The 20,891-nt window shown below is 64.3% G+C and carries 19 protein-coding genes and 1 tRNA gene; 8 read left to right on the forward strand and 12 right to left on the reverse strand.

Going from position 1 to position 20,891, the window contains the following annotated elements:
* Positions 1-10 precede the first annotated feature (10 nt).
* The 5 genes from ampD to R2N11_RS15495 are packed head-to-tail and all read right to left on the reverse strand — an operon-like array spanning position 11 to position 5,607.
* Complete coding sequence (gene ampD / locus R2N11_RS15475) at positions 11-613, reverse strand: 1,6-anhydro-N-acetylmuramyl-L-alanine amidase AmpD (RefSeq protein ID WP_316681634.1); 603 nt, start codon at positions 611-613, stop codon at positions 11-13.
* Positions 606-2,255 carry a sigma-54-dependent transcriptional regulator gene (locus tag R2N11_RS15480; protein ID WP_199031432.1) on the reverse strand — a complete coding sequence of 550 codons (1,650 nt, stop codon included), beginning with the start codon at positions 2,253-2,255 and terminating at the stop codon, positions 606-608. Before R2N11_RS15480 ends, ampD begins: the two co-directional genes overlap by 8 nt.
* Positions 2,256-2,281: 26 nt before the next feature.
* Positions 2,282-4,354 (reverse strand): ATP-binding protein, encoded by a 2,073-nt coding sequence (locus tag R2N11_RS15485; protein ID WP_430715450.1) that lies wholly within the window; start codon positions 4,352-4,354, stop codon positions 2,282-2,284.
* A gap of 29 nt (positions 4,355-4,383) precedes the next feature.
* Positions 4,384-4,650 carry a hypothetical protein gene (locus R2N11_RS15490; protein WP_316681636.1) on the reverse strand — a complete coding sequence of 89 codons (267 nt, stop codon included), beginning with the start codon at positions 4,648-4,650 and terminating at the stop codon, positions 4,384-4,386.
* 48 nt (positions 4,651-4,698) lie between these two features.
* Entirely contained in the window at positions 4,699-5,607 is a 909-nt protein-coding gene (locus R2N11_RS15495; RefSeq protein WP_199031434.1) for a cytochrome C assembly family protein, read from the reverse strand.
* A 161-nt stretch (positions 5,608-5,768) separates the two neighbouring features.
* Here R2N11_RS15495 and ffh point away from each other — a divergent pair, with 161 nt between their 5' ends.
* On the forward strand, positions 5,769-7,181 hold the full coding sequence (ffh, locus tag R2N11_RS15500; RefSeq protein WP_316681637.1) for a signal recognition particle protein: 1,413 nt from the start codon (positions 5,769-5,771) through the stop codon (positions 7,179-7,181).
* A 55-nt stretch (positions 7,182-7,236) separates the two neighbouring features.
* Positions 7,237-7,788, forward strand: coding sequence for a hypoxanthine-guanine phosphoribosyltransferase (locus tag R2N11_RS15505; protein ID WP_199031436.1), 552 nt, complete (start codon positions 7,237-7,239; stop codon positions 7,786-7,788).
* Between the two features lie 105 nt (positions 7,789-7,893).
* Here the strand turns inward: R2N11_RS15505 and R2N11_RS15510 are convergent, their stop codons facing one another.
* From R2N11_RS15510 to R2N11_RS15520, 3 genes are all read right to left on the reverse strand, one after another.
* Entirely contained in the window at positions 7,894-8,778 is an 885-nt protein-coding gene (locus R2N11_RS15510) for a 2OG-Fe(II) oxygenase (RefSeq protein WP_316681638.1), read from the reverse strand.
* Positions 8,779-8,848: 70 nt separating this feature from the next.
* Complete coding sequence (locus tag R2N11_RS15515; protein ID WP_199031438.1) at positions 8,849-9,604, reverse strand: lytic transglycosylase domain-containing protein; 756 nt, start codon at positions 9,602-9,604, stop codon at positions 8,849-8,851.
* A 14-nt stretch (positions 9,605-9,618) separates the two neighbouring features.
* Complete coding sequence (locus R2N11_RS15520) at positions 9,619-11,343, reverse strand: proline--tRNA ligase (RefSeq protein ID WP_316681639.1); 1,725 nt, start codon at positions 11,341-11,343, stop codon at positions 9,619-9,621.
* A 229-nt stretch (positions 11,344-11,572) separates the two neighbouring features.
* Between R2N11_RS15520 and R2N11_RS15525 the strand changes: the two genes are divergently transcribed.
* Together R2N11_RS15525 and R2N11_RS15530 are read left to right on the forward strand one after the other, a co-directional pair.
* Positions 11,573-12,283, forward strand: coding sequence for an RNA pyrophosphohydrolase (locus R2N11_RS15525; RefSeq protein ID WP_199031440.1), 711 nt, complete (start codon positions 11,573-11,575; stop codon positions 12,281-12,283).
* Positions 12,280-12,921: a CNP1-like family protein gene (locus tag R2N11_RS15530; protein ID WP_199031441.1), complete on the forward strand. Its 642-nt coding sequence runs from the start codon at positions 12,280-12,282 to the stop codon at positions 12,919-12,921. Before R2N11_RS15525 ends, R2N11_RS15530 begins: the two co-directional genes overlap by 4 nt.
* A gap of 101 nt (positions 12,922-13,022) precedes the next feature.
* Here R2N11_RS15530 and proB read toward each other — a convergent pair whose 3' ends face one another.
* The 4 genes from proB to rplU form a co-directional block, all read right to left on the reverse strand.
* A complete protein-coding gene (gene proB, locus R2N11_RS15535; protein WP_316681640.1) occupies positions 13,023-14,147 on the reverse strand; it encodes a glutamate 5-kinase in 1,125 nt (374 codons plus the stop codon).
* Between the two features lie 38 nt (positions 14,148-14,185).
* On the reverse strand, positions 14,186-15,295 hold the full coding sequence (gene obgE / locus R2N11_RS15540) for a GTPase ObgE (RefSeq protein WP_316681641.1): 1,110 nt from the start codon (positions 15,293-15,295) through the stop codon (positions 14,186-14,188).
* 177 nt (positions 15,296-15,472) lie between these two features.
* Complete coding sequence (gene rpmA, locus R2N11_RS15545) at positions 15,473-15,733, reverse strand: 50S ribosomal protein L27 (protein WP_004633021.1); 261 nt, start codon at positions 15,731-15,733, stop codon at positions 15,473-15,475.
* 37 nt (positions 15,734-15,770) lie between these two features.
* Entirely contained in the window at positions 15,771-16,082 is a 312-nt protein-coding gene (gene rplU / locus R2N11_RS15550) for a 50S ribosomal protein L21 (protein ID WP_004633023.1), read from the reverse strand.
* A gap of 339 nt (positions 16,083-16,421) precedes the next feature.
* Here rplU and ispB point away from each other — a divergent pair, with 339 nt between their 5' ends.
* The 4 genes from ispB (at position 16,422) to pilB (ending at position 20,873) form a co-directional block, all read left to right on the forward strand.
* On the forward strand, positions 16,422-17,351 hold the full coding sequence (gene ispB / locus R2N11_RS15555; protein WP_316681669.1) for an octaprenyl diphosphate synthase: 930 nt from the start codon (positions 16,422-16,424) through the stop codon (positions 17,349-17,351).
* Positions 17,352-17,367: 16 nt separating this feature from the next.
* Positions 17,368-17,444 (forward strand) — tRNA-Pro (locus R2N11_RS15560).
* 155 nt (positions 17,445-17,599) lie between these two features.
* The gene (locus R2N11_RS15565) at positions 17,600-18,874 is read left to right on the forward strand and encodes an HlyC/CorC family transporter (RefSeq protein ID WP_199031764.1); all 1,275 of its coding nucleotides are present in this window, start codon (positions 17,600-17,602) and stop codon (positions 18,872-18,874) included.
* Between the two features lie 271 nt (positions 18,875-19,145).
* On the forward strand, positions 19,146-20,873 hold the full coding sequence (gene pilB, locus R2N11_RS15570) for a type IV-A pilus assembly ATPase PilB (RefSeq protein WP_199031765.1): 1,728 nt from the start codon (positions 19,146-19,148) through the stop codon (positions 20,871-20,873).
* Positions 20,874-20,891: the final 18 nt, after the last annotated feature.

The raw sequence follows: 20,891 nt of genomic DNA on the forward strand, positions 1-20,891 counted from the left end.
CGTTTCTATTTCAGAGCGCGTGTTGATACGGAAACAGCGCTACGTTGAAGCCGCCAAGCACACGCAGATGCGCCCAGTCGAAGCAAGGCCCCGGATCGGTCTTGCGGCCGGGCGCGATGTCCGAATGCCCGGCGATCGCCGCAATCGGATACGCCGCGCAGATTGCCCGCACGAGTGACGCCGTGTTGGCGTACTGCTCGGGCGTGAAGGGCAGATCGTCCGTACCCTCGATCTCGATGCCGATCGAGAAATCGTTGCAGCGCGTACGACCGAAAAAGTCCGACGCGCCGGCATGCCACGCACGCGCGCCACACGGTGCGAACTGCACACACTCGCCCGTGCGACGGACAAAGAAATGCGCCGACACGCGTACACCGCGCAACTGATCGAAGTACGGGTGCGCGTCGCAGTCGAGCGTGTTGGTAAAGAAGTCGAGCACATCGTCCGTGCCGAAATCGGTACTGGACTGCGCAGGCGGCAGGCTGATGTTGTGCAGCACGATCAGGTCGATCGGCATGCCTTCGGGCCGCTCGTCGATGTTGGGTGACGGATGGCGGCGGATGCCTTCCACCCAGCCAGCGGCATCGACGTGCAGGGCGTTCTGCTCAAGCATCGCCGTTCAGGCCGTTGCCCCCGGCTTCACCCAGACCGCCTGCCGTTTCGATGTCGCGCGGGTCACGAATGCCGAGCTGCTGCATGCGATAGCGCAATTGACGGAACGACAGGCCGAGCAGCTTGGCCGCCGCCGTGCGGTTGAAGCCGGTCTGGTCCAGCGCAGCCAGGATCACGCTGCGCTCGACAGATTCCAGATACGCCGGCAAGTCGATCGGCAGTGCCACATTCGGCAGCGCAGGCTCAGCGGGTGCGGCGGCCGGTACCGATTCGGCGGGTCGCGCCATCGGCTGCGGTATGCCCATCGGGCTTGCGATTGGGCTCGACGCCGGCGCGGGCATATAGACCGCATCAGGCCAGCCCGTCACGGGCGGCGGCGTCATCGTGTGACCACCACCCTGCAGACCTTGCGCCGCGGCCTGCGCCTCGCGCGTACGGTGGAACAGCGGCGAGCGCTCGATCTCGGCACCGAGTGCACCCAAGTCATCGACATCGATCGACTCGCCCTCGGAAAACGCGTATGCGCGCTCGAGCAGGTTCTCCAGCTCGCGCACGTTGCCCGGGAACGGGTACGCGCACAACTGCTGCAGCGCCGGACGCGTCAGGCGCTTGGGGCGCGGATCACCATAGCGATTGGCGAGCTGCTCGAGCAGTACGCCAGCCAGCACGGGCACGTCTTCCGCGCGCTCGCGCAGCGTGGGCATACGCAGTTCCAGCACGTTCAGGCGATAGAACAAGTCTTCGCGGAAGCGGCCGGCGGCAACGAGCCGCGCCAGGTTCTGGTGGCTCGCACACACCACACGCACATCGACGGGGTCTTCGCGGCTCTCGCCGATCTTGCGCACGCGGCGCTCCTGCAGCGCGCGCAGCAATTTCACCTGCATGGTCAGCGGCAGGTCGGCCACTTCATCCAACATGAGCGTGCCGCCGTTGGCTGCCTGGAAGAAGCCCTGGCGGTCGCTGTCGGCCCCGGTGAATGCGCCCTTCACGTAGCCGAAAAACTCGGCCTCCATCAGGTTCTCGGGAATCGCCCCGCAGTTGACCGCCACGAACGGCCGCGATGCACGTGCCGAGAGTGCATGGATGGCGCGCGCAGCACGCTCCTTGCCGCTGCCCGATTCCCCGCTGATGACCACGGGCGCCATGCTGCGCGCCAGCCGCATCAGCGAGCGGCGCACCTCCTGCATGGCAGCGGAGTGCCCAGGCAACAGGTCATTGGTGCGCTCGGCCAGGTCGGAACTGCCAGGGTCCGGATCACGCTGCTGGCGGCCCAGCGCGTTGAGCACGAGGCTGCGCAACTGATCGAGCGAGAGCGGCTTGGCGATGTAATCAAACGCGCCGGCCTTGAGCGCTTCTACGGCGTTCTCGGCGCTGCCATACGCGGTAATCACGGCCACCGGTGTGCGATCCGCCGTGGCAGACAGCTGGCGCACGAGTTCGATGCCCAGGCCGTCACCCAGGCGCATATCGGTCAGCACCAGCGCAAAGCGCTGGCGGGACAAGGCCTCGCGCGCTTCGGCCAGACCGCTGGCGAGCACCACGTCGTGCCCCATGCGGCGCAAGGAAATCTCCAACAGCTCGCGCAGGTCGGCTTCGTCATCAACGACGAGAATGGGTTCGCGAACGATGGCGACTTTGGACATGGATCAGCAGAGAGGCGGCCGGCGGTTCATTCCGCTACGGCCAAAGCAGGTTGATCAAACATCAGGGTGATCACGAAGGCGCGGCGCGGCAGCGTCTCACGCGCCTCCATGGTCAACGCTCCGGTGCGATCGAGCAAGGATTCCAGTGCGATGGCGCCGTATCGGATCTGCGCATCGTTGGCGCTGCACAACTCGCGCGCCATGTAGAGCCCCAGGCCAGTGCCTTGCGCGTCATTCGTGAAAAACGGCTCGAACAGGCTGCGTTGCTGCTCGGTGGGCACCTCGGGGCCGTCATTCCAGATCACGAGTTCAGCGTGCGTCTCATCCAGCGCATAGGCGGCCAGCAGGATCGAGCCTGGCACGCGGCGGCAGTAGCGCAACGCGTTGTCGAGCATGTTGCCGACCACCTGCTGCAATTGCGCCGGGTCAAACATCACAGGCTTGTCCAGATCCACCGCCACACGCACGAGATTGGGGTTGATCTCGGTGCCGACGCCTGATGCCCCTGCGGCACCTGCGCGGCGCAGCGCTTCGGCACGCCAGCGCTCCACCACTTCTGGCAGCACCTGCGCGAGTTGCACGCGCACGCGCTCACCGCGCGGCCGGCGCGACAGCATCAGCACATCGGCGACCACCTGATCGAGCCGGCGCACGTTGTCACGGATGATGCGCAGCAGGCGCGTTTCGACGCCGGAGCCCGGGTTGGCGCCTACCGAGCGGGCATGCTCGCCCTCTCCCGGATCATCCAGCAGCTCGGCAGCCTGGCTGATCGCCGCCAGCGGATTGCGGATCTGATGCGCGACGCTCGCCACCAGCCGGCCCATCGAGGCGAGCTTTTCCTGCTGCGCTTGCTCCGCCACACGCTCCCAGCTTTCCACGTGGACCAGCACGGTGTCGTGCAACTCGTGCCGCAGGAAGGCTTCGTCGTCGGCCGACCAGCCTTGCGTTGCCGCTTCGGCCGACTGGTTGCGCAAGCGCGGCATCTCGCCAATCTCACCCGGCAGGCCCAGGCCAATGGAGCTGACGAGGCTATCCATATAGACACTGCGCAGGTTGGCCAAGCTCGGCAGAATGAAGCGCAGGCGCAAGCGGGCATGCAGCGTCCGCCGGCCGCCCGGAGCAACAGGCAGCAGATCAAGGATGCGCGGCGCGTCGTCTTCGCCCGCGGTATCGCCGGCGCTGGGATGGCGGCTCTTGCGGCGCAACCATTGACGCAGCGTTTCGAGCAGCGGGCGCAGGTGCGGCACGTCCTTCAGATCGAACAGCATCGCGCCGCTGTTCACTAAGGCGTTCTGCGGCACACCCAGCAGCATGGCTGCCGCCGGGTTGGCTGCCACCACGCGGCCGTCGGCACGCACCAGCATGACGCCGTCCTGCATGTCATAGACCATCAAGCGGTTGACCAACTGCTGCAGGCGCAACTCGCGCTCGCGCGCCATGGTCAGGCGCTCCTGCGCAATCTGCCGGTGCGACAGGCCATACATCATCGACGCGGCCATCATGTAGACGAGGCCGTACAGCCCCGCCGAAGCCAGCCCCGGCGCGATCACCCCATCGCCCAGCATCTGCAGGAACGGATCGGCCAGCACCACCATCGACGCCACCGCCGCCGTGAACAGCGCGAACAACAGACTGGTGAGCGCGCCGGCAGCCAGCACCGGCATCAGGAAGACCATCGCCACACTGGCCGACAGACGCGACAGCACAGCGTACGCCAGCCCCAGGAACAGCAGATCCAGCACCACATCCAACCGTACGCGGAACTGGAACCGCGAGCGCCACCATCCGGCTGCAGCCAGAATCAACAGGGCCACGGCCAAATACGGCAGCACCAGGCTGAGCAACGCCTCGCTGTTGGGCAGCCCCGCCGTTTCATTGTGCTCACGCGGCACCATGACAAACAGCAGCAGCACCAGCGCCACCGCCGCACGGCTGAAGGCGAAATAGCGCAGCAGGCGCCACTGGAATTCAGGGGGATCCGGCTCCAGCCAGACCGAGCGCAATGCGCGCCAGGCATTCAGGCGTGAGAGCAGCGCGCGAAAGCCAGACCGGGTGGAAATCTTGGGCGCCGCGTCCGGAGCGACGGGCTTGGACTGCATCTCAGGTTGCGAGCGGGACACCTCGGGCATCACGCGCCGCCCCGGTCGGCGTGTTCCGGGCAGCGGTAGCGTCCACCGGGCAGTGCCACCATATTGGTGCGCGGAGCATGCACGCCGCACACATCGCACTGCTCGATCGGCTGGGAAGCGGCACGTTCAGACGCACGCTTGGCGCCGCCTTGTTGCGATGACGCTTGCCCAGGCGCCCCCGACGAACGCGACGGACGCGTCCCCAGGCGGCTCAGCCACCACAAACCGGCGAGCAGCATCAGGATCAGCAGGACAGGACGGGCCATGGAAGTGAAAACGACAGCGAAAGAAAATCGGGAGGAGCCAAGAACGCGCTATACGCGGTGCAGGATGACTTCGAGCACAAAGCGGCTACCCACATAGGCCAGCAGCAGGATCGAGAACGCCGCCATCACCCAGCGCAGCGCCACGCGCCCGCGCCAGCCACGGAAACGGCGGCCAACCAGAATGCCGCCGAACATCATCCACGACAGCACGGCGAACACGTTCTTGTGATCGAACTGGAAGGCGCGGTGGAACAGCTGCTCGGAGAACAGCGCGCCTGAAGCGATGGTCAGCGTCAGCAGCACAAAGCCCGCGCCGATCAGGCGGAACAACAGTTTCTCAAGCGTCAGCAGCGGCGGCAGCAGATCCAGCCAGCGACTGAACCAGTTGGCCTCTGCAGGGCGGTTGATGGTGTGCAGGCGGCGCTCGGCGGCCAGCATCAGGATCGCGTGAAACGCCGCCAGCGTGAACAGCCCGTAGGCGACATTGGCGATGGCGAAGTGCAGCTTGAAGAGCGGGCTGGCCGCATAGCCCAGAATCTGCGTGCCGGGAAACGCCAGCGGCAGCAGGCTACCAACCAGCGCCACGGGAATCACCAGGACGCCCAGACCCGCGAGCGAGAAGAACAGGCTCTCGATCCAGAAGATGCCTACGCCCAGCCACAGCATGGCCGACAGCGCGTAGGCAAAACCGAACACCATCGCACTGGCTGGGAAGATGGTCTCGTGCAACAAGAAGCCATGCGCGGTCAGCGCCGCCAGCAAGGCCCAGCGCCACCAGGCGGGGCCTGCATCGGTGGCGGGGGGCGGTGGCACGAGTACAGCGGCACCCGGCGATTGTCCGCCAGCCGCAATGGCACCGGCAGCGGCCCGGGCTCCAAGCCCGCCACGTCGTGCCCACGCAACCGAAGCGAGGGCGCCATAGAGAAGCGCCGTCAGCGCATACAGTACAATTGCCATTTGCACAGTTTACCGCAGCGCACCCTGGTTTTGGCTGGGGCCCGCCCCCGTCGAAAGCCTCGTCGGGCGGCCACGCGGAACGCACATTCCTAGCCGGTGCGCGCCAAGCGAGCGCCGGCCTCATCTTCACCCCGTCCCCAATTCCGGATCCTCACACTGTCATGCTGGATAACCTGACCCAACGGCTCGCGCGCGTGGTCAAGACCATGCGCGGCGAAGCGCGCCTGACCGAAGCCAACACCGCCGAGATGCTGCGCGAAGTCCGCCTGGCACTGCTCGAGGCCGACGTGGCGCTGCCGGTCGTGCGCGAGTTCATTGCCCGCGTCAAGGAAAAGGCGCTCGGCGAAGAAGTCATCACCAGCCTGTCGCCAGGGCAGGCGCTGGTCGGCATCGTGCAGCGCGAGCTGACCGCCATCATCGGCGGCCAGGAAGCGCTCGAAGGCGCCGGCACCTCCATCATGGGTGGGCGTGCGGCAGAGCTGAACCTCAACGTCACGCCGCCCGCGATCATCCTGATGGCCGGCCTGCAAGGTGCCGGTAAGACCACCACCGTCGGCAAACTGGCCAAGTGGCTCAAAGAGAACAAGAAGAAGAAAGTGCTGACGGTGTCGTGCGACGTGTATCGCCCCGCCGCCATCGCGCAGTTGAAGACCGTCTCCGAACAGGTCGGCGCAGACTTCTTCCCCTCGCAGCCCGACCAGAAGCCGGTGGACATTGCCGCCGCCGCGCTGGACTGGGCCAAGAAGCACTACCACGACGTGCTGATCGTCGATACGGCCGGCCGCCTCGGTATCGACGAGGCGATGATGCAGGAAATCGCCGCGCTACACGCCACGCTCAAGCCGGCCGAAACGCTGTTCGTGGTCGACGCGATGCTCGGCCAGGATGCCGTCAACACTGCCAAGGCCTTCAATGACACCCTGCCGCTGACCGGTGTGGTGCTGACCAAGCTCGACGGTGATGCACGTGGCGGCGCGGCGCTGTCGGTGCGTCACATCACGGGCAAGCCGATCAAGTTCGTGGGTGTGGCCGAAAAGCTCGACGGGCTGGAGCCGTTCTACCCCGACCGCATGGCCCAGCGCATTCTGGGCATGGGCGACATCCTCGCGCTGGTGGAAGAAGCCCAGCGCGGTGTCGACATGGAAGAGGCGCAGAAGCTTGCCGCCAAGATCAAGAAGACCGGCGGCTTCGACCTCGAAGACTTCAAGGCCCAGATCGGCCAGATGAAGAAGATGGGCGGCCTGGGCAGCCTGATGGACAAACTGCCTGCGCAGTTTGCACAGCAGGCCCAGGGCGCCAACATGGACCAGGCCGAAAAGCAGGTCCGCCGCATGGAAGGCATCATCAACGCCATGACGCCGGCCGAGCGCGCCAAGCCCGAACTCATCAAGGCCAGCCGCAAGCGCCGCATTGCTGCGGGTGCCGGCGTGCAGGTGCAGGAAGTCAACCGCCTGCTCAACCAGTTCGACCAGATGCAAGGCATGATGAAGAAGCTCAAGGGCGGCGGCATGATGAAGATGATGCGCGCCATGGGCGGCATGAAAGGCGGCATGAAGGGCCTGCTCGGCCGCTGAGCCGGCCACCCTGCCCCCGATCCGATCGACTTAATTTGTTTCACTGACTGACACGATGCTGAGCGCAGAACAGGCCCGCGAACTCTGGGCCAACTCCGAAGAAATCGTCAGCGAAGACGCCGTGCGCGGCTCGCTGGACCGCATGGCCACCGAGATCACCGAGAAGATCGGCGACACCTTCCCGATGGTGTTGTCCGTGATGGGCGGTGCGGCCGTCTTCACCGGGATGCTGTTGCCCAAGCTGGCGTTCCCGCTGGAGTTCGACTACATCCACCTGTCGCGCTACAACAACCAGACCGTGGGTAGCAAAGAGATGCAGTGGCGCGTGGCGCCGCGCGAGTCGGTCAAGGGCCGCACGGTGCTGGTGCTCGACGACATCCTCGACGAAGGCGAAACGATGGCGGCCATCCGCTCACGCATCATCGACATGGGTGCCGCCGAGTTCTACTCCGCCGTGCTGTGCGAGAAGACGCTCGCCAAGGACAAGCCGCTGTACCCGGATTTCTGCGGCTTCAACGTGCCCGACCGCTACGTGTTTGGCTGCGGCATGGACGCCAAGGGCTACTGGCGTAACCTGCCGACCATCCGGGCGCTGAAGAACGTCTGACGCAGCGGACGAACCAACAAAAAAGGGCGACTCGACGGTTGCCCTTTTTTGTTGCCCGGGATTCTCTCAACCCCTCTGGGGAATGGCTTGTTGACTCGGCGTAGCTCACGCTCCGCGACGATACGGCCGCTCGCGCAGCCACTTGGTGGCGATCCACTTCTCACCCCGCTCGACCGGCAGACCGGCGTGCAGCGTGTCCTCATCCAGCGTGCCGTCGGGGCGCTTGTAGACGAAGAAGACCGCATTGCCTTTGACCGGCGCCACCTCCAGACCCAGCTTCGGAAAGCCCGTCGCACCGCCTGCCTGCACACTGTTCAGGTAGATGACGAGCGTTGCCACGCGCTGGCCGCCCACTTCGAGCTGACGCGCCTCGCCGCTGCGGCCGGGGTTGAAGAAATCAAAGTGCGGCTGATATTCGCCGCCGGGCTGGTAGTGCAGCACCTGGAAGCCTTCGCCGTGTTCGACTGGCACGCCGGTGGCCTGGGCGATGCGCGCCTCGATCTTGGCGATGAGCGCATGCTCGCCCACTTGGAACATCGCGCCTTCGCTGGTGCGCGCAGAGATCAGGTTCTCCTCCCCCGTATCCGGGTTCACCACGGGCGAGCGCTTCAGGCGGTTGTGCCCCAGCGCGATGAGCTGATCGCATTCCTCATCCGACAGGAAGTGCTGGAACAGCACGATGCGCGGCGTCTCCAGCGCAAACAGGATGGGGATGTCGCCATCGGCGGTGCGCACGGCGTTGCTGTTCTCCATACCCCCGTCGGCAGCTTGCGCAGATTGGGCAGCGGGCGCTGGCACGGGTGCCACGGCGGGCGCGGGCGGGCGTTTGGCAAGCGCCTCATCCACCACGCGGCGCGCGAAGGCGCGGTCGTAGCCGGACTGCACCATCGAGGCGACCAGCGAATCAGCCTCGAAGCCTTCTGCCACGTGACGCTGCAGCCAGTCGTGCAGCGCGTCGGACATGGTGGCGTACGGTTGGGTGGTAGACATGCGGAGTGACGTGGATGCGGCGAACGAAAAAGATGGCCTTATTGTAGGCCGACCACCATGCAACAGCCGGTCAGGACCCGCCCGCCGAACCTGCTGCAATACGCAACGGTGAGAACGGATTGCGCGCCGGCACATCCGGCAGCGCCTTGGCGCGCGGCGGCGGTGCTTCGGCCGGCACGGGTGCCGATACGGTCAGCGCACTCGACTCCTGGTACTGCCAGCGCTTCCAGGCCGCCAGCACCGCATTCGGATACTGCGGCTGGCCTCGGCTGCCGTTGTAGCGGCCCAGTGCCAGATAAAGATTGCCGCCTTCGATGTCGAGGTAATGACGCAGGATCGTACAGCCGTACCGCAGGTTGCTCTGCAGGTGGAACAGCTTGCGTGCGTCGTTGTCGCCAATGCTGCGTGTCCAGAACGGCATCACCTGCATCAGGCCCATCGCGCCTGCGCTGCTCATGGCGTACTTGCGAAAACCCGACTCCACCTGGATCAGCCCCAGCACCAGCGCCGGGTCCAGCCCAGCACGCTTGGCCTCGTAATACGCGGTTTCGATCAGCTCAACGCGTACCGACGCCTGCGGAATCTTGCCCGACATACGCACCGACATCTCGGCCAGCCAGCGCAGATAGCCAAGCTGCTCCTCATTGCTGGCGAACACCGGACGCAGCGGACGGCTGTCGGCCACGGCGGCAGACAGCGCGCTGCGCACCGAATCCGCCAGATACTCCTCTTTCTGGGCACCCGCCCACGCCGCCTGTGTGCCCGCGAGCAACGCCCCTGCGCACAGCACAGCAGCGATCGAGCGGGCAGACAGGAAGCGGCGCATGCGGGTCAGCTCCATTACTGCGCGAGACGCGCCTTCAGCGTGGCCAGCACATCGGCCGGTGCCACTGCGGTGGCGGCTTCGTCGCGGCGGCCCTGGAACTCCAGCTTGCCTTCCTTCAGGCCGCGGTCGCCCACCACCACGCGGAACGGCACACCAATCAGTTCCCAATCGGCGAACATCGCGCCCGGGCGCTCGCCGCGGTCATCCAGCATCACGTCGATGCCGGCGGCGACCAACTCGGCGTGCAGGCGATCGGCTTCCTCGCGCACGGCGTCGGAGCGGTCGTAACCGACCGGGCAGATCACCACCTGGAACGGCGCGATCGAGGCGGGCCAGATGATCCCGCGTGCATCGTAGTTCTGCTCGATGGCTGCACCCAGGATGCGGGTGATGCCGATGCCGTAGCAGCCCATCACCATCGGCTGGGTCTTGCCGTTTTCGTCGAGGAACGTGGCGTTCATCGCCTCCGAATACTTCGTGCCCAGCATGAACACGTGACCGACTTCGATGCCGCGGCAGATCGCCAGCGTACCCTTGCCGTCCGGCGAGGCGTCACCTTCCACCACGTTGCGCAGGTCATGGACCTCGGGCTCGGGCAGATCGCGGCCCCAGTTGGCACCAGTGAAGTGGCAGTCCTCTTCGTTGGCGCCGACGACAAAGTCACTCATGGCCGCCGCCGTACGGTCAGCCACCACCTTGACCGGCAGCTTCGTGCCGATCGGGCCGAGGTAGCCGGGGCGCGTGCCGAAGACGCGCAGGATTTCGCCTTCGGTGGCGAAGCGGAAGTCGGCAAGGCCAGGCACCTTCGATGCCTTGACCTCATTGAGTTCATGATCGCCGCGCAGCAGCAGCAGCCAGATCTGGGGCTCGCCGCCCTCAACGTCGGTGGCCAGCACGATCGACTTGATCGTGCGCTGCAGAGCAATGCCCAGTTGCTCAGCCACGGCCTCGCACTTGGCACGGCCCGGCGTGTGCGTCTTGGTGAGCGCCTCGGTGGCGGCACCGCGCGGCGTGGCGGGCGCGACAGCCTCGGCGGCCTCGATGTTGGCGGCGTAGTCCGAATTCGGGCAGTAGACGATGGCGTCTTCGCCCGTATCGGCGATCACGTGGAATTCATGCGAGCCCGACCCGCCAATAGCGCCGTTGTCGGCCGCCACCGCGCGGAATTGCAGGCCGAAGCGCTGGAAGATGCGCGTGTAGGCGTCGTACATCTTCTGGTACGAGACCTTCAGGCCCTCTGCGTCGCGGTCGAAGGAGTACGCGTCCTTCATGGTGAATTCGCGGCCACGCATGATGCCGAAGCGCGGACGGCGCTCGTCGCGGAACTTGGTCTGGATCTGGTAGAAATTGACCGGCAGTTGCTTGTACGAGCGGATCTCGGTACGGGCGATATCGGTCACCACCTCTTCCGACGTCGGCTGGACGACAAAGTCACGCTCGTGGCGATCCTTGAAGCGCAGCAGCTCGTCGCCCATCTTGTCCCAGCGGCCGGTCTCCTGCCACAGCTCACCCGGCTGCACCACTGGCATCAGCACTTCCACCGCACCGGCGGCGTTCATTTCTTCGCGCACGATCTGCTCGACCTTGCGGATCACGCGCAGACCCACGGGCATATACGTATAGAGGCCCGCGCCGAGCTTCTTGATCATGCCGGCACGCATCATCAACTTGTGCGACACGATCTCCGCGTCGGCGGGCGCTTCCTTGAGCGTGGAAATGAAGAACTGGGACGCTTTCATGCGACTGACAATAAGGGATGGCGCGGCCATGCAAAGCCGCGAGGACAAGGGCAAAAGCCACCGGAATCAAGGGATACGGCGAGACGCCAGACGCACATCCGAGTGCGAGGCGCTCCTCCCCCAGGAGGCGCGAGTGAGCGGCAACATTGCGGCATCCGGCCATCAGGACACAGAAGGACGATGCACCGCTCTATAATCGGCGTAATTCTAAAGTATTCGAGGTGCAGTCATGCTCGATCGTGAAGGCTTTCGCCCGAACGTCGGCATCATCCTCATCAACGCAAGAAACGAGGTGTTCTGGGGCAAGCGCATTGGCGAGCACTCCTGGCAGTTTCCGCAAGGCGGCATCAAGTACGGCGAAACGCCCGAACAAGCGATGTTCCGCGAACTGCACGAAGAAGTCGGCCTGTTGCCAGAACACGTCCGGATCGTCGGTCGCACGCGCGACTGGCTGCGGTATGAGGTGCCGGACAAGTTCATCCGCCGCGAAATTCGCGGCCATTACCGGGGCCAGAAACAGATCTGGTTCCTGCTGCGCATGGTCGGTCGCGACTGCGACATCCAACTGCGCGCCACCGAGCATCCGGAGTTCGATGCTTGGCGGTGGAGCCAGTACTGGGTGCCGCTGGAAGCCGTGATCGAGTTCAAGCGCGAGGTGTATCAGCTGGCGTTGTCGGAGCTCTCGCGCTTCGTGCAGCGGCAGAATCGCGCGCCGCTGTCTCCGTATGGACGCGGCGGGCAGCACCGCGACCACCGGGCAGACAATCGCGGGGGCAACGAAGGCCGCGACAACCGCCCCGGCGGACAGAATGCGCGCGGCCCACGCCCTCAAGCGGTGATGACGGTGACCACCACGACGGTCATCGTCGAGACGGTGACAACGTCGGAACCCGCCTCATCCTCCAACCCTGACGACACACGTCCCAAGGACAACTCGTGAATGTGAAGACGACGACACGTGGAGCGCACCGCGCTCTCGTGCCGCTCGCGCTGGCGACTGCGCTGGCGCTGACGGCATGTGGCCACGCCCCTACCGGCAACATCGAAGACAAGCTGTTGATGGACCCGTTCAACGACAAGCCCTTCAAGGAAGATGCCGTCACCTTCCCCGCCCCGCCGGTCGACCGTGATGCCGTACCGTTCGATGTGGGTGGCCGCAGTGAATCGCCGCTGCGCTTTGCCATCGATCCGAAATCGGTCTCCATCGGCAAGGACAACGTGGTGCGCTACACCGTGCTGATCACCAGCAAGACTGGCGCGCGCAACGTCAACTACGAAGGCCTGCGCTGCGACACCGCCGAGCGCCGCATCTATGCCACGCTGCGCAACGACACCAACCAGTGGATCGGCAACCGCGCCGTCGACATGAACGAAACCGCGAATGCGGAATCCGCCAGCATGAACGCCTACAAGCCTGCCACCGATTGGCAGCGCGTTGGCAGCGGCGGCCCGACGGACTATGCCTCGGCGCTGATGCGCTCGTACTTCTGTGACGTGCGGTCCGTGGCTGGGGATGGAAAACCTGCGACGCTGGTGCGCCGGCTGAAGGATTCGGGAAGAGGGTTTACCGGGCCGTAAGAAATAACGGCTTGTTCAGAGGGGATGAGGGGATGACCGTTGGGTTCATCCCCTTATTTTTTTGCTGGCGCCGATCGCGCCCAGATGGCTCAAGTCGGCAGTCAGAGCAGTACCAGGTTGTCCCGGTGCACCAGCTCAGCGGCGCTGACGTAGCCCAGCACAGCTTCAATCTCCGAAGACGCCTTGCGCGCAATCAGCCGCGCCTCCGCCGACGAGTAGTTCGTCAGCCCACGAGCCACCTCGCGCCCGGCCGCGTCCACGCAGGAGATCACCTCCCCGCGCGCGAACTCGCCCTGCACTTCGGTCACGCCGATCGGCAACAACGATTTGCCGCCGGCGGTGAGCTTGTCCACCGCGCCGGCATCCAGCACGACACGACCGCGCAATTGCAGGTGGTCGATCATCCACTGCTTGCGGGCGGCCATGCGCCCGGTCTGTGCGCGCAGTTGCGTGCCGATGGCCTCGCCATTTGCCAAGCGCGCCAGCACGTCGGCCTCTCGGCCAGAAGCGATGATGGTGTGCGCCCCCGATTTGGCCGCGCGCTTGGCCGCCAGAATCTTGGTCAGCATGCCACCCTTGCCAATGCTGGAGCCTGCGCCACCGGCCATCTGTTCCAGGTCAGGCATGCCGGCTTGCGCCTCGTCGACGAAGCGCGCATCCGGGTCCTTACGCGGGTCGGCCGTGTACAGGCCGCGCTGGTCGGTCAGGATGATCAGCGCATCGCCTTCGATCAGGTTGGTGACAAGCGCACCCAGCGTATCGTTGTCGCCGAATTTGATCTCATCGGTGACGACGGTGTCGTTCTCGTTGATGATCGGCACCACACCCAGGCTCAGCAGCGTGAGTAGCGTGGAACGGGCATTGAGATAGCGCTCGCGGTCGGCCAGGTCACCATGCGTGAGCAGCACCTGCGCGGTGCGGATGCCGTGCCGCGCGAACTCGGACTCATAGACCTGCGCCAGCCCCATCTGTCCGACGGCAGCGGCGGCCTGCAGTTCATGGATTTCCTTCGGGCGCTTGCTCCAGCCCAAGCGCTGCATGCCCTCGGCGATGGCACCGGAGCTGACCAGCACGACCTCTTTGCCAGCCGCACGCAGTGCAGCGATCTGCGCCGCCCAGCGGGCGATGGCAGATTGGTCCAGACCGCGACCATCGTTGGTGACCAGGCTGGAACCGACCTTGACGACAAGGCGGCGCGCATCGGCAATCAGCGAACGCAAGGCCATGGTGGGCGAGTCTCCGAAGGATGTTGGTGTTGTGTGTCTTATGCGTTGGCGCTGTCGTCGCCGCTGTCATGACTGACGTTGTGCAGCGTCGGGTCCAGACGTTGATCCGGCGCGGCGGCCGCCGCATCCTCTTCGGCGCGCAGCTCGTCGAGGTAATCCTGAATCGCGTGAACCAATGCCTGCGTGCCGTCGTGCGTGAGCGCAGAAATGCGGTGCACTGGGCCCTTCCACTTGAAGCGCTTCACGAAGTCCTTCACGCGGGCTTCGCGCTCGTCCTCGGGCACCATGTCCAACTTGTTGAGCACCAGCCAGCGCGGCTTGTCGTACAGCTCGGCGTCGTATTTCTTCAGCTCGCCGACGATAGCCTTGGCCTCAGCCACCGGGTCGACGCTCTCGTCGAACGGGGCGAGATCCACCACGTGCAGCAGCACACGCGTGCGTTGCAGGTGGCGCAAGAACTGGTGACCCAGACCCGCGCCTTCGGCAGCGCCTTCGATCAGGCCAGGGATGTCCGCCACCACAAACGACTTCGACGGCCCCGCGCGCACGACACCCAGGTTCGGGTGCAGCGTCGTGAACGGGTAGTCGGCAATCTTCGGGCGCGCGTTGGAGATGGCGGTGATCAGCGTCGACTTGCCGGCGTTGGGCATGCCGAGCAGGCCCACATCGGCCAGCACCTTCAGTTCCAGACGCAGGTTGCGGCGCTCGCCGGCCTTGCCGTCGGTCTTCTGGCGCGGTGCGCGGTTGGTACTCGACTTGAAGTGGATGTTGCCCCAGCCACCCTCCCCGCCCTGCGCCAGGCACAGGCGCTGGCCGTCGAGCGTCAGGTCGGCAATCAACTCTTCCGTGTCAGCGTCGTAAATGGCGGTGCCGACCGGCATGCGCAGGGTGATGTCCTCGCCGGCGGCACCGTAACAATCGGCACCGCGGCCGTTTTCGCCGTTGCGCGCAAGGTGCTTTTTGGCAAAGCGGTAGTCGATCAGCGTGTTGATATTGCGATCAGCGACAGCCCACACGCTGCCGCCACGCCCGCCGTCGCCGCCGTCCGGGCCGCCGAACGGGACGAATTTCTCGCGGCGCATCGAGGCGCTGCCGTTGCCGCCATCACCAGCGATCACTTCAATCCGGGCTTCGTCGATGAACTTCATGGAGGTCTCCGCCCGTGCGGCATGCGCACGGCAGGTAAAAGAATCGGCGCTGCTGCGCCAGCACTAACAGAATGCACCTGGAACATCGTACTGCCCAGGATCAGGCGTCGCGTTTTGTTAGCGTCAGAAACGAAAAAGCCCCGCACGGGTGCGGGGCCTTTGGACTACAAGGCTGAATCAGGCCGCCGGAACAACGTCGACGAACTGCTTCTTGCCTTCGCCGCGGTTGGCGAACTTCACGTGGCCATCGACCAGCGCGAAGAGGGTGTGGTCCTTGCCCATGCCCACGTTCACGCCAGCGTGCGTGCGGGTGCCGCGTTGGCGAACGATGATGCCGCCAGCGTTGATGGCTTGGCCACCGTACACCTTAACGCCCAGGCGCTTCGACTCGGAATCGCGGCCGTTCCGTGTGGAACCGCCGCCTTTTTTCTGTGCCATGACTGAACTCCTATCCGGTTACGTAGACGATGCAGCCTTAGGCCACGATCGAGTCGATACGCAACTCGGTGTAATTTTGACGATGCCCTTGGCGCTTTTGATAGTGCTTACGACGGCGCATCTTGAAGATGTGCACTTTGTCGTGACGACCGTGGGAGATGACGGTGGCTTTGACGGCAGCACCGCTCACCAGAGGCGCGCCAACCTTGAGTTGGTCGCCAGCGCCCACTGCGAGCACCTGGTCAAGCGTGATTTCTGCGCCAACGTCCGCCGGTATCTGTTCTACTTTCAGTTTTTCGCCAGCAGCAACCTTGTATTGCTTACCGCCGGTTTTTACGACCGCGTACATTGTCGGACCTCGATAAAAGAACGTTAATTCTTGAACTAAACGTGACTCTCGCGCCACTTGCAATCCGCGTAGGCGAAAAGCGGACACAGAGAACTCGCAACTATACAAGAAAAACCCAAGCAAATCAAAGACTAATCGCGTGTTGCCCGCGCAACGGCCTGCCATGCCACCTGGCTGTCGCGGCACTGCCGGGGCAAGTCACCTGCTTGCTCTATAATCTTGCGGTTTTTGCGCTGCATCGAGCGCGCGCAAGCAAACCATCCGTCACACCGCCTTCCGCCGGAATTCGCCTTGACCCAGACCTCCGCCTCCGTCCTGCTCGCCCCCGTCGCTGAAGACATGCGCGCCGTCGATGCCGTGATCCGCCGCCGCCTCGGCTCGGAGGTGGTACTGATCAACCAGATCGGCGAATACATCATCAGCGCTGGCGGCAAGCGCCTGCGCCCGGTGATCCTGCTGCTGGTGGCGAATGCGCTGGGCTACCAGGGGGAGTATCACCACAAGTTGGCCGCCGTGGTCGAGTTCATCCACACCGCCACACTGCTGCACGACGACGTGGTCGATGAATCCGACCTGCGCCGCGGCCGCAAGACCGCCAACGCCGTGTTCGGCAATGCCGCCAGCGTGCTGGTGGGCGACTTCCTGTATTCGCGCGCCTTCCAGATGATGGTGCAGGCCGACAGCATGCGCATCATGCAAATCCTGGCCGACGCCACCAACATCATCTCCGAGGGCGAGGTCCTGCAGTTGCTGAACATGCACGACCCCGACGTGACGGAAGAGCGCTACCTGCAGGTGATCCGCTACAAGACCGCCAAGCTGTTCGAGGCTGCCGCGCAGATCGGCGCGGTGCTCTCGGGCGCGGATGCCGCCACCGAAGAGGCCGCCGCTGAATACGGCCGCCGCATCGGCACAGCCTTCCAGATCGTCGACGACCTGCTCGACTACACCGCCACCGCTGACCAGATGGGCAAGAACGCCGGCGACGACCTGCGCGAAGGCAAGCCGACGCTGCCGCTCATCTACCTGCTGCGCAACGGTACGGAAGAACAACGTGCCCTGGTGCGCCAGGCGATCGAGCAAGGCGGCACCGAGCATTTCGACGCGATCTTCGCGGCCATTCAAGCGTCAGGCGCGCTGGAATACACGCGTCAGGCCGCTGAGCGCGAGGCTGCTGCTGCCGAGACGGCAGCAAATGCATTACCCCCTTCCCTTTTCCGTCAGACGCTGATAGACTTGTGTGCTTTCTCGCTGCAACGTCAGTCCTGACGCAACAATGAGATTTCGGGGTGTAGCTTAGCCTGGTAGAGCGCTACGTTCGGGACGTAGAGGCCGGAGGTTCGAATCCTCTCACCCCGACCAGATTATGAAAGCCGAATCAACTGCATGTTGATTCGGCTTTTTCGTTTGTGCGCAATTTCTAGAGTCGCCTCCGACGCAAGCCGAGCCGACATGGGTACATCTGCCGCAAACCCCCTCTGCTATAGTGGGCCCCTCGCCGCTCACCCTCCCCCACCTTGGACTCTTGGCCGCTCTGGGCACAAATCGGCGCCGTCGCGCTGCTGCTGTGCTGCTCCGCCTTCTTCTCGATTTCCGAAACCGCGATGATGGCGCTCAACCGCCATCGCCTGCGTCATCTCGCCAAGTCCAACGTCTCGGGCGCGCGCAATACACAGCAATTGCTCGGCCAGACCGATAAGCTGCTCTCTTTCATCCTGATCGGAAACAGCCTGATCAATACCGCCGTGCCGGTGCTGATCACCACCCTTGCCATCCACTACTTCGGCAATAGCGGGACGACGCTGTCCATCGCCACGGCAGTGGTCGCTTTCCTCATCATCATCTTCTGCGAGATCGCGCCCAAGATCGTCGGGGCAACGTATCCGGAGCGTATTGCGTTTCCGGCAAGCTTCGTCATCGCACCGCTGCTGAAGATCACGATGCCGCTGGTGGCCGTGGTCAACGCCTTCGCCATGGGGGTGTTGCGCCTGGCACGCATCAACACGAAAGCCGCGCCGGAGCAACGGATGTCGACCGAGGAGCTGCGCACCCTAGTGCTGGAATCGGGCAACTTCATCCCCCACAAGCACCGCAGCATCCTGCTCAACCTGTTCGACCTCGACGCCATCACTGTGGATGACGTGATGACGCCGCGCGCCCGCGTCGAGTCACTCGACCTGTCGCGCCCGATTGACGAGGTGATCCAGCAGCTCGAGACCTGCTATCACAACAAGCTGCCCGTGTTCGAGCAGGACAGCGACCAGGTGATCGGCATCCTGCATGTGCGCAAGGTGCTGTCGCTGCTGGGCGACACCGAGCTCACGCATGACGACTTCCGTGCACTGCTGGCGCAGCCGTATTTCGTGCCGAGCGGCACGCCCGTGTTTCGGCAGCTACAGTACTTTCAGGAAAATCGCCGCCGCATCGGCCTGATCGTCAACGAGTACGGCGACATGCTGGGGCTGGTCACGCTGGAAGACATCATCGAAGAGATGATCGGCGAGTTCACCACCACGCTGCCGAGCGCCGGCAAGCAAGCCTGGGACGCCGAAGGCGCCTATCTTGCTGACGCGGGCATGTCGCTGCGCGACTTGAACCGGCGCCTGGGCCTGAACCTGCCGACCGACGGCCCGAAGACGCTCAACGGACTGGTCCTGGAAGTGCTGGAGGAGATTCCCGAGGCGACGGTCAGCGTGAAGATTGCCGGGTGCGTCATGGATATCGTGCAGATGGACAGCCAATCGATCCGCACTGTGCGCCTGCACCGGCCAGTGGCGTCCAAGCGTAGCTGAGACCACTCGCAAGACAGAAACCGGGTCGAATACTTCAGCCCGGGCGGTTTTCTGCCGATGTGGCACAAATGCAAGCTGCGCGCTGATGTGCGCTTTACAAATCCAGGGGCGGTCGGCAAACTGCCCCGGTTCCGGGCACCACCCCCCACGAATGGGTGGGGTACCGGCTGCAAACATAGAACACACTCGCCTTGGGGGGCGGGCGCACCCTCTCGGCGGTGGGGCTGGGTGTGCGCTGAAATGGTCGGCTGCAGCCTGACAGACTGGACTCATGACACTCGGACTCGCTCTAGCACAGAGCCGGCGGATCGCGCCGACGCTACTCACCCAGTTGGAACAGAGCGCGCGCGAGAAGCGCACGCAGCTGATCGACGAACTGGTTGGCAGCGGGATCATGAGCGCGCACGACCTGGCCGTGTTCGTAGCGGGCAAGTACCAGATGCCACTGCTGGACCTGGCCCAGTACAAGCTCGACACCGTGCCGGCCGTGCTCACGGCCAACAAGCACTTCGCGCAACTGCGCCTGCTGCCGTTGGGCCGCCGCGATAACCGCCTAATCCTGGCCACGTCCGACCCGAGCGATCCGAAGCCGATCGAAGAGCTTCGCCAGAAAATGAACGTGGCCATCGAAACGGTCATCGTCGAGCACGATAAGCTGGTGCGCCAACTGAGCCTTGCCAACGAGGCGCCGGCCGAGATCAAGTCGCTTTTCCCCATGCAGGAAGCGAAGCAGATCGAGTACGACCCGGGGGCTGCCGCCGCAACGCGCCGCACCACAGCAGACGGCATCGACGATGCTCCCGTGGTGCGCTTCCTGCAGAAACTCTTTACCGAAGCCCTGCTGCGCGGCGCGTCGGACTTGCACTTCGAGCCGTTTGAAACGTTTTACCGCGTGCGTTTTCGCATCGACGGCATCCTGGCCCAGGTCGCGCAGCCGCCGCTGGATATCCGCGACAAAATCGCCACCCGCATCAAGGTGCTCTCGCGCCTGGACATCTCGGAAAAACGCGTGCCGCAGGACGGCCGCATGAAGCTGCTCATCACCGTCCCGAAAGACCGCAAGGATAAGGACAACAAGGAGACGATCGAGCGCGCCATCGACTTCCGGGTGTCGACACTGCCAACGCTGTTCGGCGAGAAGATCGTGATCCGGATTCTGGAATCGTCCACCGAGCGGCTCGACATCGACCAGCTCGGCTACGAGCCCGAGCAGAAGCAGTTGCTGCTGGATGTAATCAAGCGCCCTTACGGCATGGTGCTGGTGACGGGGCCGACGGGCTCAGGCAAGACGGTGTCGCTGTATACGTTCCTGAACAAGCTGAACCAGGGCGACATCAACATTTCCACGGCCGAAGACCCGGCGGAAATCCAGTTGCCCGGCATCAACCAAGTCAATGTGAACGACAAGGCTGGGCTGACCTTTGCGGCGGCGCTGAAATCGTTCCTGCGGCAGGATCCGGACATCATCATGGTGGGCGAAATCCGGGATCTGGAAACGGCCGACATCTCGATCAAGGCCGCGCAGACTGGCCACTTGGTGTTCTCCACGCTGCACACCAACGATGCGCCAACCACGCTGACCCGCCTGATGAACATGGGCGTGGCGCCGTTCAACATTGCATCGTCGGTGCTGATGATCACGGCGCAGCGCCTGGGGCGCCGGCTGTGCAAAGATTGCAAGAAGCCCGGTCCACTGCCCAGGGAAACGCTGCTCGACGCCGGCTTTACCGAGGCGGACCTCGACGGTTCCTGGCAACCGTACCATCCGGTCGGCTGTGAGACCTGCAATGGCAGCGGCTACAAGGGCCGGGTCGGCATCTATCAGGTCATGCCGATCACCGAGGCGATCCAAGAGATCATCCTGACGCATGGCACAGCGCTGCAGATCGCCGAACAGGCGCGCAAGGATGGCGTGCTGTCGCTGCGCGAATCGGGCCTGAGGAAAGTGAAGCAGGGGCTGACTTCCCTCGAGGAAGTGCTGGCCACGACGAACCAATAACCTTCTCGATCAATCGTT

Source organism: Ralstonia flaminis (genome assembly GCF_958415495.1).
Classification (GTDB): domain Bacteria; phylum Pseudomonadota; class Gammaproteobacteria; order Burkholderiales; family Burkholderiaceae; genus Ralstonia; species Ralstonia flaminis.

What these genes read in the sequence shown, in the direction of transcription:
- ampD (WP_316681634.1), bottom strand. Translation starts at nt 613, where the DNA reads ATGCTTGAGCAGAACGCCCTGCACGTCGATGCCGCTGGCTGGGTGGAA.
- R2N11_RS15480 (WP_199031432.1), bottom strand. Translation starts at nt 2,255, where the DNA reads ATGTCCAAAGTCGCCATCGTTCGCGAACCCATTCTCGTCGTTGATGAC.
- R2N11_RS15485 (WP_430715450.1), bottom strand. Translation starts at nt 4,354, where the DNA reads ATGCAGTCCAAGCCCGTCGCTCCGGACGCGGCGCCCAAGATTTCCACC.
- R2N11_RS15490 (WP_316681636.1), bottom strand. Translation starts at nt 4,650, where the DNA reads ATGGCCCGTCCTGTCCTGCTGATCCTGATGCTGCTCGCCGGTTTGTGG.
- R2N11_RS15495 (WP_199031434.1), bottom strand. Translation starts at nt 5,607, where the DNA reads ATGGCAATTGTACTGTATGCGCTGACGGCGCTTCTCTATGGCGCCCTC.
- ffh (WP_316681637.1), top strand. Translation starts at nt 5,769, where the DNA reads ATGCTGGATAACCTGACCCAACGGCTCGCGCGCGTGGTCAAGACCATG.
- R2N11_RS15505 (WP_199031436.1), top strand. Translation starts at nt 7,237, where the DNA reads ATGCTGAGCGCAGAACAGGCCCGCGAACTCTGGGCCAACTCCGAAGAA.
- R2N11_RS15510 (WP_316681638.1), bottom strand. Translation starts at nt 8,778, where the DNA reads ATGTCTACCACCCAACCGTACGCCACCATGTCCGACGCGCTGCACGAC.
- R2N11_RS15515 (WP_199031438.1), bottom strand. Translation starts at nt 9,604, where the DNA reads ATGCGCCGCTTCCTGTCTGCCCGCTCGATCGCTGCTGTGCTGTGCGCA.
- R2N11_RS15520 (WP_316681639.1), bottom strand. Translation starts at nt 11,343, where the DNA reads ATGAAAGCGTCCCAGTTCTTCATTTCCACGCTCAAGGAAGCGCCCGCC.
- R2N11_RS15525 (WP_199031440.1), top strand. Translation starts at nt 11,573, where the DNA reads ATGCTCGATCGTGAAGGCTTTCGCCCGAACGTCGGCATCATCCTCATC.
- proB (WP_316681640.1), bottom strand. Translation starts at nt 14,147, where the DNA reads ATGGCCTTGCGTTCGCTGATTGCCGATGCGCGCCGCCTTGTCGTCAAG.
- obgE (WP_316681641.1), bottom strand. Translation starts at nt 15,295, where the DNA reads ATGAAGTTCATCGACGAAGCCCGGATTGAAGTGATCGCTGGTGATGGC.
- rpmA (WP_004633021.1), bottom strand. Translation starts at nt 15,733, where the DNA reads ATGGCACAGAAAAAAGGCGGCGGTTCCACACGGAACGGCCGCGATTCC.
- rplU (WP_004633023.1), bottom strand. Translation starts at nt 16,082, where the DNA reads ATGTACGCGGTCGTAAAAACCGGCGGTAAGCAATACAAGGTTGCTGCT.
- ispB (WP_316681669.1), top strand. Translation starts at nt 16,422, where the DNA reads ATGCGCGCCGTCGATGCCGTGATCCGCCGCCGCCTCGGCTCGGAGGTG.
- pilB (WP_199031765.1), top strand. Translation starts at nt 19,146, where the DNA reads ATGACACTCGGACTCGCTCTAGCACAGAGCCGGCGGATCGCGCCGACG.